The organism is Emticicia soli (genome assembly GCF_037860775.1).
GTDB lineage: Bacteria > Bacteroidota > Bacteroidia > Cytophagales > Spirosomataceae > Emticicia > Emticicia soli.
In genome coordinates, this window is record NZ_JBBEWC010000009.1 from 157,118 (window position 1) to 170,755 (window position 13,638).

9 protein-coding genes are annotated in these 13,638 nt (G+C 38.2%); 5 read left to right on the plus strand and 4 right to left on the minus strand.

Annotated features, from left to right (window positions below):
• Positions 1–15 precede the first annotated feature (15 nt).
• The 3 genes from WAE64_RS15985 (at position 16) to WAE64_RS15995 (ending at position 7,450) form a co-directional block, all read left to right on the plus strand.
• Complete coding sequence (locus WAE64_RS15985) at positions 16–2,430, plus strand: ABC transporter permease (protein ID WP_340238199.1); 2,415 nt, start codon at positions 16–18, stop codon at positions 2,428–2,430.
• Between the two features lie 72 nt (positions 2,431–2,502).
• Positions 2,503–4,950 carry an ABC transporter permease gene (locus tag WAE64_RS15990; protein ID WP_340238205.1) on the plus strand — a complete coding sequence of 816 codons (2,448 nt, stop codon included), beginning with the start codon at positions 2,503–2,505 and terminating at the stop codon, positions 4,948–4,950.
• Between the two features lie 76 nt (positions 4,951–5,026).
• Positions 5,027–7,450 carry an ABC transporter permease gene (locus WAE64_RS15995; RefSeq protein WP_340238211.1) on the plus strand — a complete coding sequence of 808 codons (2,424 nt, stop codon included), beginning with the start codon at positions 5,027–5,029 and terminating at the stop codon, positions 7,448–7,450.
• Between the two features lie 31 nt (positions 7,451–7,481).
• On the opposite strand, the gene WAE64_RS16000 is transcribed toward WAE64_RS15995, so the two are convergent.
• Genes WAE64_RS16000 through WAE64_RS16010 form a run of 3 tightly spaced genes read right to left on the minus strand, consistent with a single transcriptional unit; the run spans position 7,482 to position 9,088 of the window.
• Positions 7,482–7,856 (minus strand): DUF1801 domain-containing protein, encoded by a 375-nt coding sequence (locus WAE64_RS16000; protein ID WP_340238216.1) that lies wholly within the window; start codon positions 7,854–7,856, stop codon positions 7,482–7,484.
• A 2-nt stretch (positions 7,857–7,858) separates the two neighbouring features.
• Entirely contained in the window at positions 7,859–8,317 is a 459-nt protein-coding gene (locus tag WAE64_RS16005; RefSeq protein ID WP_340238221.1) for a GyrI-like domain-containing protein, read from the minus strand.
• 42 nt (positions 8,318–8,359) lie between these two features.
• Entirely contained in the window at positions 8,360–9,088 is a 729-nt protein-coding gene (locus WAE64_RS16010) for a helix-turn-helix transcriptional regulator (protein WP_340238225.1), read from the minus strand.
• A gap of 245 nt (positions 9,089–9,333) precedes the next feature.
• On the opposite strand from WAE64_RS16010, the gene WAE64_RS16015 reads away from it, so the two are divergent.
• On the plus strand, positions 9,334–12,771 hold the full coding sequence (locus WAE64_RS16015) for a ThuA domain-containing protein (RefSeq protein ID WP_340238240.1): 3,438 nt from the start codon (positions 9,334–9,336) through the stop codon (positions 12,769–12,771).
• Positions 12,772–12,784: 13 nt separating this feature from the next.
• The gene (locus WAE64_RS16020; RefSeq protein ID WP_340238243.1) at positions 12,785–13,078 is read left to right on the plus strand and encodes a Dabb family protein; all 294 of its coding nucleotides are present in this window, start codon (positions 12,785–12,787) and stop codon (positions 13,076–13,078) included.
• Between the two features lie 55 nt (positions 13,079–13,133).
• Here the strand turns inward: WAE64_RS16020 and WAE64_RS16025 are convergent, their stop codons facing one another.
• Positions 13,134–13,439 (minus strand): isoamylase early set domain-containing protein, encoded by a 306-nt coding sequence (locus tag WAE64_RS16025; protein WP_340238246.1) that lies wholly within the window; start codon positions 13,437–13,439, stop codon positions 13,134–13,136.
• Positions 13,440–13,638: the final 199 nt, after the last annotated feature.

Here is a 13,638-nt window from a genome sequence, read left to right on the forward strand (position 1 = left end):
CCAAAGCCCTCTCAAATGATACGCAATTATTTAAAAATCGCCTTTCGGAATTTACTGAGAAGTAAAACCTTTTCTTTCATAAATATCTTTGGTTTGTCGGTAGGGCTGGCTACCTGTTTGCTCATTATGCTCTATGTCATAGACGAATTAAGTTATGACAAACACCATAAAGATGGCGCACAGATTTTTAGGGTAGCGCTACAAACAGGAGATGAGCGGTGGTCATCGATGGCAGCTCCGGTAGCTCAAGGAATCAAAAAAGATTTTGCAGAAGTAGAAGAGACAACTCGTTTGCTGAACTTCCCGAATATTGATAAAGTGCTATTAACCAATGAAAAGGCCGACAAGCAGTTTTATGAAACCAATGCGTATTATGTAGACAACACGTTCTTCAATATTTTTACGTATGATTTTAAATACGGCAACGGGCAAACAGCGCTAAATCAGCCTAACACGATTGTGATTTCGGAGACAGTTGCCAATAAAATATTTGGTAATGAAAATCCGGTCGATAAAGTTATTAATGTAGAAATACCTTATGGCAAGCTTAATTATACCATAAAAGGAGTTTTCAGAGACAAACAACAAAAATCTCATATTGATGCCCATTTATTGCTTTCTATGCAAAATGGTGATATTGGTCAGTGGGTAAATAGCCAGACTAACTGGGCGGTTAATAGCCTGTTTCATACTTATATAAAACTGAAGCCAGGTACAAACGTGGCTTCGTTTGAGAGAAAACTGCCATCTTTCTGGGAAAGAAATGGAGGGACAGATATGAGGGCGATTAATGTAACAAAAACATTATTCTTACAACCATTGCATGATATATACCTGAAATCGGCTATTGGTAATGAAATTTCGGCCAATGGTAGCATGACCTACGTCTACATATTCAGTTCAATAGCGGCTTTTCTTTTATTGATAGCCTGTATCAATTTCATGAACCTTTCTACGGCTCGTTCAGAAAAACGTGCTAAAGAAGTAGGCGTAAGAAAGGTAATGGGAGCGAATAAAAATGCCTTAGTAAAACAGTTTTTGGGAGAGTCTCTTATCATGTCGTTTATTGCATTGTTTATTGCCCTTTTATTGGTACAAATAAGCCTGCCTGCTTTTAATAGTTTCACACAAAAGAGTATTGATATTTTTAAAACACCTAGCATTTTTATCTGGATAAGTGGGCTTACTATAGTAACAGCCGTATTAGCAGGGTTATACCCATCATTTTACTTGTCATCATTTAAACCAATTGCAGTACTAAAAGGGCGCTTAATCAATAGTATTTCGGCTACTTTTATCCGTAAGGGGCTAGTGGTTTTTCAGTTTACTATTTCTGTTACGCTTATTTTGGTAACAATGGTTATCTGGCGCCAAATGAGCTTAATCAGAAATCAGGATTTAGGTTTTAATAAAGACCACCAATTGATTATTCCTTTCAGAAGCGCCGCCACTGCCAACAACTATACTGCATTGAAAAATGAAGTATTGAAAAAAAACAATGTAATTTCGGCAACGGCAGGTACAAGTTATCCAGGTATTCAGCTTATAGAAGATCAGTTTTTCTACGCCGAAGGCAAGAGTCTTGAAGAAAAAGTAGATATTAATTTTGCAAGGGTAAACGACGATTACATCGAAACGCTGGGCTATAAAGTATTGTACGGGCGGTCTTTTTCAAAGAACCCAAAGGCTGACTCTAATGCAATCATATTAAATGAATCGGCAGTAAAGCAATTAGGCTATACTGCTGAAAACGCCGTGGGTAAGAAAATCAATTATGAAGAACGAGGACAGATTTTACGCAAAGAAATAGTAGGTGTTGTAAAAGACTTCAATTTCCATAGTCTGCATGAAGCTATTGGCCCTTATGGAATGGTAAAACTGGTAGACAATCAACATAATTTTTTTATTGCTCATGTTCAAAAAGGTGATTTTGAATCTACCATTGCTGATATTGAACAAATATGGAAAAAGATTAATCCTGCTTCACCATTTGAATATTATTTCCTCGACCAGGATTTCCAGAAAAACTATCAGAAAGAAGAGAAAACATCTGGCACTATTACCTATTTTATGTTAATCACCATTTTTATTGCTTGTTTGGGTCTGTTTGGCTTGGCCGCATTTAGTGCCGAGCAGCGCACTAAAGAAATAGGTGTCAGAAAAGTATTAGGTGCCACAGTTGGGCAAATAATAGGGCTTTTTTCTAAAGATTTTATGAAACTGGTAATTATTGCTTGCGCAATTGCATTTCCGGCTGGCTACTGGTTGATGCGCCAATGGTTGAAAAACTTTGCTTATCAGATAGAACTGCACTGGTGGATATACCTTATTGCCGGATTAACTACCTTATTAATTGCATTCCTTACAGTAAGTTATCAGGCCGCTAAAGCAGCATTAACAAATCCGATAAAATCTTTGAAATCTGAATAGCAGAGAGCAGGGGGCATAGGGCAGAGGTTTTGCCCCATGCTCTTAGCCCTATGCCCTAACCCTTACAATTTTATGATACGCAATTACTTAAAAATCGCTTTACGAAATCTCTTTAAAAGAAAAGGATTTACGCTGCTGAATATCTTCGGCTTAGCTATTGGTATGACCTGTTGCTTACTGATTCTACAATATGTGAATTACGAGCGAGGCTTCGACAAATTTCATGAAGATGCCGACAGGATTGTACGCCTGCGTATAGATAATTACAGCGAAGGTAAATTGCTCTGGAAATCGGCAACGGTTTTTCCGGCTTTTGCACCAACTATGAAAAAAGATTTTCCAGAGATAGAAGAGGCCGGGCGTTTGATGGATGCCAATGCATTGTTGACGAATGAGGCGCGCAATATCAAATTTAATGAGCAAAAAGGATATTTTGCCGACCCTTCAATGCTGAAAATTCTTACTATTCCTATAGTAAAGGGGAACCCAGCGACGATGCTTAATGCTCCTGAAAAAATAATTTTGTCGGAAAGCTATGCCAAAAAATATTTTGCCGACGAAAACCCAATAGGTAAGGTTCTAAAAATGAGTGGTTTTGGGAATCCTCGTATGTGTGAGGTAACGGGTGTTTTTAAGGATTATCCTAAAAACTCTCATCTAATAATTGATTACCTTATTTCTTACAGTACACTAGGTAAGTTTATGAAAGAATCTGGCGATACAGATAATTCAACAGAAACAGCTTGGGGTTGGTACGATTTCTATACTTACTTTAAGTTACGGCCGGATGCTACTATAGAACAGGTACAGGAGAAAATGCCTGCTTTTTGTGACCAATACATTAATTCTAAAAGAGACCCGAAGAGTAATCGTAAAACTGAGGCATATCTAATGCCAATGACAGATATACATCTGTATGCTAACTTTAACCAGGAAGCAGAGGTAAATGGCAGCGGACAGGCAGTTTCATGGTTGTTTCTGATAGCATTCTTTATTCTTGCCATTGCGTGGACAAACTATATTAATCTGGCAACTGCACGTTCATTAGAACGTGCCAAAGAGGTAGGCGTTCGTAAGGTAATGGGAGCGCTGAGAGAACAGCTAGTAGGCCAGTTTCTGATGGAGAGTTTGATACTCAATCTTTCAGCTTTACTAATATCATTAATGGCAGCCTATTTTGCTATGCCTTATTTTAGCAATTTTCTGGAGCAACAAATCACCTTCACATTTGCCGATAATATGAGTTTCTGGCTAATTATGTTATTGGTTTTTGTATTGGGCACTTTCTTATCGGGTATGTACCCTGCATTTGTGATGTCGGGAATAAAACCAATTATAGTATTAAAAGGTATTATGCCTAAACTATCAGGCGGTATCTCTATGCGCAGAGTACTTATAGTTTCGCAGTTTTCGGCTTCTATTGCTTTAATCATAGGCACCATAGTGGTGTATCAGCAAATAAACTATATGCGAAGCCAGAAACTCGGTCTTGATATTGCCCAGACATTGGTACTTGAAGGTACAACATCTATTCAGGAAACTGAATTTCAGTCTTCGTTTAAGCCCTTTAAAAATGATATTCTGAAGCTAAAAGGCGCAGAAAATATAAGTTTGTCGTCAACAATACCGGGCGAAGAAGTTTATTGGACCAATAGTGCAAGATGGATGCGCAAACCTAAAGAAAGCAGCACAACCATGTACATTATGTCTATGGACTATGACTTTGTTCCGGCTTATGATATGAAGATGGTATCAGGTAGGGCATTCTCTGAAAAATTTGGCGAAGACCAGCATCGCAAAAATGTGCTGCTTAACGAGTCGGCGGTGAAAGCACTAGGTATAGAAAGCACTCAGAAAGCAATTAGTGAGAAAATAGTCATGGGAAGAGATACCTTTAATATAATAGGCGTAATGGCTGATTTTCATCAGGAAAGCCTTAAAAGAGCTGTTAATCCGATGGTAGCCAAGCTAGAAATACATGGAGCATCTTTTCATTCTATCAAACTTAAAACGGATGATGTAAGCCAAACACTGGCTGATGTTCAGATGCTATGGAATAAGGCTTTTCCGAATGACCCTTTCAAATATTTTTTTCTCGATAAACATTTTGACCGCCAGTATAAATCAGACGTATTGTTTGGTAAAGTATTCGGGTTCTTTGCTATGTTAGCCATTTTTGTGGCTTGTCTAGGGCTGTTGGGTTTATCCTCTTACAATGTTTTACAACGTACCAAAGAAATAGGTGTTCGTAAAGTACTAGGGGCTAGTATTTCAAGCATTGTAGTATTACTGTCAAAAGATTTTTTGAAACTTGTAATAATTGCCTCATTGATTGCTTTCCCGATTGCATGGGCAGTAATGAACCAATGGCTGCAAGATTTTGCAAGTCGCATAAATATACATTGGTGGGTATTTTTAGTGGCAGGTGTTTCGGCACTCATAGTTGCTCTTGTTACCATAAGTTTTCAATCAATCAAAGCCGCATTAATGAATCCGGTGAAGAGTTTAAAATCAGAATAGCAGAGGGAATAGAGCATGGGGCAGAGATTCTATTCCTTCCCCATGCCCTTAGCCCTCTGCCAAAAGCTAATTAATTATGATACGCAATTATTTAAAAATCGCTTGGCGAAATTTGCTAAAAAACAAAACTTTTTCATTTATCAATATCTTTGGCTTGGCTATAGGCTTTTGCGGCTTTATGCTTATTGGCTTATATGTGTTAGACGAGCTCAGCTATGATCGATTCAATGAAAAAGCTGATAGAATTTATCGTCTTGATGCTGACATCAGATTCGGAGGAACTGATTTGAAATTAGCATCAGCTGCCGACCCTACAGGTGCAGTATTGAAAAAAGACTATCCAGAAGTAGAGCAATATGTAAGATTCTATGGTAGCGAAGGGCCTAAATTTGTTAAAAAAGGCAGTGAGTATATCAGAGAAAGTAACGTAATATATGCCGATTCTACATTGTTTGATGTATTTACCTTGCCGGTTATTGCGGGCAATCCTAAAACGGCATTAGACAAACCAAATACAGTAGTAATAAGCGAGTCGGCTGCCAGAAAATATTTTGGTACTACCGATGCTTTAGGTAAAAGCCTAGAAGTAGGTATTGAAGATAAAACACAATATAATGTTACAGCTGTAATTAAAGATATGCCCGAAAACGCACATTTTCATTTTGATATGCTGTTTTCGATGGATAATGTGAAGTATGAATTCGGGAATTTCCTGAGCCATAATTTCAATACTTACATTGTGCTGAAAGAAGGTACCGATTATAAAGCCTTTGAAAAGAAACTAGAGAGCATGGTAGTAAAATATGTACTACCACAAGCAAAGGAGTTTTTGAATGTAGAAAGCATGGAGGAGTTCAGAAAGTCTGGTAATAAACTGGATTACTTTTTAATGCCACTGACCGATATTCATCTTAAGTCAGATAAGATGTCTGAATTGGGTACTAATAGCAATATTCAATATGTGTATATATTCTCGGCGGTTGCGCTCTTTGTATTGTTGCTGGCTTGTATCAACTTCATGAATCTATCAACTGCCCGTTCAGCTAATAGAGCCAAAGAGGTAGGTATTCGCAAAGTATTAGGTACAGGAAAAGGCACGCTAATGAGTCAGTTTATTGCTGAATCTTCTCTGGTGAGCTATCTATCTTTCTTTTTTGCTTTGTTGTTAACTTGGCTTATTCTGCCCTATTTTAACGAAGTAGCCGCTAAATCTTTTTCGTTTGGTTCTCTACTGACACCGCAGGCACTTCCTTTTCTTGTGCTATTGCCTATTGTGGTAGGTGTGTTGGCGGGCTATTATCCGGCATTTTTCCTTTCTTCATTTAAGCCAATTGTAGTGCTTAAAAGCAAAATGAACGCCGGTAAGCAGCGCAGTAGCTTCCGTAATGTATTAGTTACGTTTCAGTTTTTTGCTTCTATTTTTTTGGTTATCAGTACCATTATTGTTTATCGACAACTAAATTATATCCAGACCAAAAATGTAGGCTTTAAGAAAGACCAGGTTTTGGTTATTAACGGAACCGGAGCACTAAGAAACAACAACGAAGTCTTTAAAAACGAAATATTAAAGTTGGCAGGTGTAAAAAGTGGCGCTTCTGCAGGCTTTCTGCCTGTTTCTAATTCGTCACGTACCGACCACACTTTTTCTAGAGAAGCTACTATAACAGCCAAAAGCGGCTTTAGCATGCAGATATGGAATGTTGATTATGACTATATACCAACTCTAGGGATGGAGTTGCTGAAAGGCCGAAACTTCTCTAAAGCCTTTGGTACAGATTCTAATGGTATTATCATTAACGAAATGGCCGCCAAAGTTTTAGGGTATGACGACCCAATCGGTAAGAGAATTTATTCTACACTAGATGACAGAGGCTCTTATGAAATTGTAGGCGTAGTAAAGAATTTCCATTACGAATCTTTACGTCAGACAGTTGCGCCATTAGCCATGCGATTAGGGACAAGCAATTGGGCACAGGCTTTCAAGGTAAATACTGATGATATGCCGAGATTAGTAAAGAAAGTAGAGCAAAAATGGAAAGCAATTGCGCCTGAAATGCCTTTTAGCTATAGCTTTTTGGATGAAAGATTCGATGAAATGTATCGGGCCGAACAGAGAGTTGGTAAAGTAGCCATCACTTTTGCTATTCTGACTATAATCATTGCTTGTTTGGGCTTATTTGGCTTGGTAACATACATGGCCGAGCAACGCACCAAGGAAGTAGGCATCAGAAAAGTACTAGGCGCATCGGTATTCAGCATTACTACGCTTTTAACCAAAGATTTTATAAAACTGGTGGTGTTGGCTTTAGTAATTGCCAGCCCGATAGCTTATTTATTAATGAATATGTGGCTATCTGATTTCACGTATCGAATCGAAATAGAGTGGTGGATATTTGTACTGGCAGGTTTTATAGCTATTGCTATTGCCATACTCACAGTAAGTTATCAGGCTATTAAATCAGCCTTGATGAATCCAGTAAAGTCATTAAAGTCAGAGTAGAAAATAAATAAATTAATAGAATTGAGTAGAATTAGGGGCTGTTTCGGCCCCTAAATTGTATCATTGTCTTAAAAAGCCGTTCAAGAGTTTCAATCGGAATATCAGTTGTTGGGTCAATCAGTAAAATCTTCATTCTTGTTCTATTTTCTGCTATCAACTCAACATCATTAATCTTATTACCGTCTACAATACCAATATAAGGCTGATGAATGCCGTTGATAGTGTATTTCTTATGTCTCCACAAATAACAAAACATTTTGCCTTTGTAGTAGTAAACAGGCATTTTGTATTTCCAAGCTTCAGTAATAGCCGGAGATTGTTTCAGAATATAAGTTCTCAAAAAAAGCAGACAACTTTTTATGGGTTCTTCCTGTTGTTCAAAATAAGTATCTATCGGGCTTAACATTGCTATTTAATGGCGATTAATATGTCTATTTCTGCATTGGCAGGGTCTTGGGCTTTTTCACCATAGACTTCAATATCGGCTGTATAAGCTCTATCTAAATCAGTGCTCCATATTTCTCCCCATTTTTGGCCTACAATACCCTCATTAATGTTGCCTTTTACGGTAAAAGTGGTATAAGTAGCACCATCGATTGTTCTGCCTACCAGTGCATCAGGGATATTTTCAAGGCTGCTTACTTTGCAACCTAGCAAGGTAGTGTAAGGTTTAGTATAGTCTTTTTCGTAGTCGGTATAAATGCAATAAATAGAATTATCTACTTTATTTGGAATTGAGGCCAGTACGTTTTCTGTAAAAAATCTTGTCCATAATGCCGAAATATCTTGCATGGCTTGTTGGTTTTCGTTAGTTGTTCTGATGCTTAAGCCTATAAAGGCAAAAGGAGGATTCTGAATAAGTATCATAATTTCTGCTTTTGATGTTTGATAAGCAAAAATAGGTAGCTGCTAAGACAGCGGTATGTCAGGGGTGCCAAAGTATTTTTTTCTCATCGATTCAAAAAACTCTAATAGTGTCATGTTCTGCGGTTCAAAAGTTTCTGAGAGTGTTTCTAAACTCTGTATACGGTCGAGGCGAAACGAACGGTTTTCTTTTCTTAGGCGGCAATAGGCAATCAATACCCAGTTTTCTTGGGTATTATATAGTGCAAAAGGTTCAATTACCCTTTCAGAATTAATATCTTCTTGCGATACATAAGCAATACGTACAGCAGTAAAATTAGTAATTGCCAACTGAATAATAGATAAATAATGACTGCTTGAGTTTTGGCTGGCATTGTTTCTATACACAATTCTTTCGGCCAGTATACGGGCTTTTTCTTTGGTGTTTGAGCGTAACACCGCCTTTACTTTGATGAGCGCATCCTGATAGTTTTTAATGAAAGAAGTGTCGCTATTCTTTAACACCAGTTGTTCGGCAGTAATCAGCGCGTTGGCTTCTGTTTCGGTAAACATAACGGGTGCAAGAGCAAAGCCTTCAACCAGCGAATAGCCTTTGCCTTCTTCGGTACAGATAGGAATACCCGATAACTCCAATGCCCTGATGTCTCTATAAATTGTTCGTATGCTTACGCCAAATTTCTTAGCCAATTCGGTGGAGGTAACCAGTCTTTTGGTTTGCAGAAAAGTAATGATGGCAGTAAGCCTCGAAAGCCTCGGCGTTTCGTTATCTGTCATATTTCTATCTTGTGTTGATACATCAAAAATACTCAAAAAGTATTTTCCGGTTCCGAAATCTTTCGGCCTTTGTGCTTAATAAATGAACTAATAGTAAAAGAAAATATAAGTAAAATTTACACTCAGTAGTTTTTTATGGGGTGTTTATGCTTTTTCATCGCTAAATTATTCTGAATTATCTTAAAATACTGCAATTGCGGTCTTAAATACTTATATTTGAGTTCAATCTATTTAACCTCATAATTATGAAACAACCTGCTAAAAGATTCTCTTTCAGCATATGGGTACTCTGTACCCTATTTGCGATTATTTATCACGACGTTTCTGCCCAGCAAAAGAAAGTGCTGGTTTTCTCTAAAACAAAAGGCTGGCGACATTCGAGCATTCCTTTCGGCAAAGAAGCCATTAAGAAACTTGGTCAAGAAAACAATTTTGGTGTTGATATATCAGAAAACTCTGATGATTTCAACGACCAAAACCTTAAACAGTACAGCGCAGTTATTTTCAATTCTACCACAGGCAATGTGCTTAATAACGAACAACAGGCCGCTTTTGAAAGATATATTCAGGCCGGGGGCGGCTTTGTGGGGATACATGCTGCTGCCGATACCGAATACGAATGGCCTTGGTACGGACAATTGGTAGGAGCGTATTTTGAGAGCCACCCCAATAACTCAAACGTAAGAAAAGCAACGGTACTTGTAACAGATAAAACGCATATCTCAACAAGCCATTTGCCTGACTCATGGGAGCGAACTGACGAATGGTATAACTATAAATCTATCTACAGAAACATAAAACCATTAGCTTATCTTGACGAAAGTACTTACGACGGCGGCACTAACGGTGGCAATCACCCAATTGCTTGGTACCATGAATTTGATGGCGGGCGTTCGTTTTTTACGGGCGGTGGGCATGCTGACGAGAGTTTTTCTGAGCCTTTGTTTTTAAAACATCTGTTAGGCGGTATTAATTATGCAATGGGCAGCGGCAAGGCATTAGATTATTCAAAGGCTTACTCGGTAACAATGCCGGAAGAAAACAGGTTTGAAAAAACTGTATTGGTGAATGATCTGAATAACCCTATGGAGTTGGCGGTGTCGAATAACGGAAAGGTGTATTTCACAGAGCTAGCAGGAAACTTGTCGGTTTTTGATACTAAAACCAATAAGTTCAAGTTAATTCATCGTTTTCCGGTGGTGATGAAAGGCGGAACCGGAGTAATAGGCATTACCCTTGACCCTGATTTTGATACTAACCGTTGGTTTTACCTGTATTATTCGCCACCGATTGAAGGAGAGCCAATCTATTTTAATTTGTCAAGATTTACGCTTTCAGCAAAAGATGAAATTGATTTAGCTTCTGAAAAAATTCTATTAAGAGTGCCTGTGCAAATCAATAGTGGCTCACATCATGGCGGCTCACTGGCTTTTGATAAAGACCGTAATCTGGTTTTATCTACAGGTGATGGTACAACACCATTCCCGTCTAATGGTTATGCACCAATTGACGAGCGTAGCGGTGCAGAATATTATCCGATGGATGCCCAGCGGTCGGCTGCTAATACCAATGATTTTAAAGGTAAAATCTTGCGGATTCATCCACAACCAGATGGTACTTATACAATTCCAAAAGGCAATATGTTTGCAATTGGGCAGGACAAAACCCTGCCCGAAATCTTTGCTATGGGTTGCCGCAATCCTTACCGAATTGCTATTAATCCAGAAACAGGTACTATTTATTGGGGAGAAATTGGCCCTGATGCAGGAGAAGACAGCCCAAGAGGCCCAAGAGGATACGATGAATTTAATCAGGCCAAAAAGCCAGGTAATTTCGGCTGGCCGTATTTTGTAGGTAATAACTACGCTTATTCTGAATGGGACTTTGAAACAGGAAAGCCCGGGCCGAACTATGACCCTAAAAAGCCGATAAATAATTCGCCAAACAATACGGGTCTAAAAGAATTGCCTGCGGCTACTCCGCCTATGTTATGGTATCCTTATGCCTTATCGCCAGATTTCCCAGAGTTAGGTACGGGTGGGCGTAGTGCTATGGCTGGTGAGTTTTATACCTATAACGAAGCCTCTACTACCAAAAACAAAATTCCAAAATATTATGACGGGGCTTTGTTTATCTTCGACTGGATGCGCAACTGGATGCTGGCAACAAGATTTGATAAAAACGAAAACTATGTAAAAACCGAGCCTTTTATGCCAACCAAAGGCGATTTCAGACGCCCGATTGATTTGGCTTTCAGCAAAGACGGTATCATGTATGTACTTGAATATGGCTCGGTATACGGTGCCGATAACACCGATGCTCGTTTGGTAAAAATTGAGTATAACTACGATAACAGAGCACCACAGGCCATAGCAAGCATTGTAGATACCGTAATGGCTGTTAAAAAGCAAAGAGAATCTTTTATTACGTCTGAAACGAGAGATATGCCGCAGTATAAAGAATGGGCAGGCAAAGCACCTTTAAAATTGCGTTTTTCGGGTAGGGGAGTAGATTTAGATTTTGATGATAAACTAACTTATGAGTGGTATATCAATGGTACAAAACAAGAGGCCGATAAACCAATGTACACGCATACTTTCACCAAAAACGGTAATTATAAAGTTGTATTCTTAACCCGAGATGCAGCAGGAAAAACAGGCACCGATACCCTGAAAGTAAGAGTAGGCAATGCTGTTCCGGTTGTGGCTATCAATGCCAAGAAAAACAAGACTTTCTATTGGGATAATGAGCCTTTTGAATATAGCGTATCGGTAAATGATGCAGAAGACAAAGTAATTAATGCTAAAAAGCGTAAAATAGAGTATAATTACTATCCGAATCCATACCAACCTGTTTCAGGAGCTAAATCAGATTCTAAGGTTGAGGTAGGTTCGTTAGGTAAAACATTGGTAGATGCCAGCGATTGTAAAGCTTGCCATACCGTTGATAAAACCTCGGTAGGGCCGTCGTTCTTAGCTATTTCTAAAAAGTATGGCAGCGGTGATAATAAAACTATCAAAACTCTATCGAAGAAAATAATTGATGGCGGTGGTGGTAGCTGGGGCAATGTTCATGTAATGAGTGCCCACCCGCAATTATCTCCACAAGATGCCGACGAAATGGTGAAGTATATTCTGGCTATTAATGACCCTAACAAAAACTTTAAACCAATTGCCGTAAAGGGTAGTATTCCGTTGAAAGAACACCTGGAAAACAAAACAACAGGTTATTATACAATTAAAGCAAGCTATGTAGATAATCCGGTAGCAAGTGCTAAATCTGAAAAAGGAGAGGACATTACTCGTTTGCGGTATCATCAATTAAGAGCAATGGACGCTGACCGCCACCCAGGCTTTACGTTCGATTGGGGCGAACTACGCCAAGGAGCATCAAAAGCGTATCTGGTATTTAAAAATATAGATTTAACTAATATTAAAACCATTAGTTTTGAGTATGCATCAATGGATAAATCGGGTGTGATAGAAGTACGGGAAAACTCGGTAGCCGGGCCAATTATTGCCAGAACTACCTTTACACCAACCGAAGGCTGGGGTAAAATGAAATGGGTAGAAAGCAAATTAGATAAGCCAGTAGAAGGTTTCCGTGATTTATATATTGTGGCAGTGAAACCAGATAAACCAAGCGATAACCTTATTAAGTTTAAAACCCTTAAATTTGACTAATAATTGATAAAATATGATAAGACACTCAGTAGTTTTTAAATTAAAACACCCGATTGGGTCGGCAGAAGAAAAATTGTTTTTTGATGCCGTAAATAAATTACAATCAATTGAAGGTGTGCAGAATTTTGTATGTTACAGACAAACAAGTACGCATAATTCGTTTGATTATGGTTTGTTTATGGATTTTGCCGATAAGCAGCTTTACGAAAACTATAATAAGCACCCCGAACATGTAGCATTTGTAGAGCAATACTGGCTAGCCAATGTTGAGGGATTTTTAGAATTAGACTACGAGCCTCTGTCTTAGCCCATAAAAAAGCCCAAACAGCATTGTTTGGGCTTTTCAATTTCTTTTTTTGAGATTACAACACAACTACACAGTTGTCAGTAGTAAATCCATTAGCCACATATTTGTCAGCAGCTTCATCATTAATCCAGTTTTCGCCATCAAGCAAATAGCGGAATTGGAATTCAGAACCTACCGGAAGTTCTACTGAAGCTTTATATTGACCATCTTTCTGTTTCTTCAACAAAGTAGCTGTTGAGTTCCAGTCGTTGAACTCACCAACAAGAGCTACTTTCTTTGCATTGTTTACAACATCTGAAGGTAGCGTGAACGTAACTTTACAAACTGATTTGGTTTTAGAAAATTGTTTTACAAGTGCCATTTTGTGCATAAGTTTGATTTTCACAACAAAATTATATTATAAAAATTATAAATAAATGATTATCAGGTTATTATATTGTAAAATTCTTTAAAAAGTTATATGAAGTTTTCGAATGGTAATATTTTGGCCTTTCGTAAATACTACTTTGGCAATAAATACGTATAGCCTCATAGAAACAATGGAAAAGAGAAAATAGTGC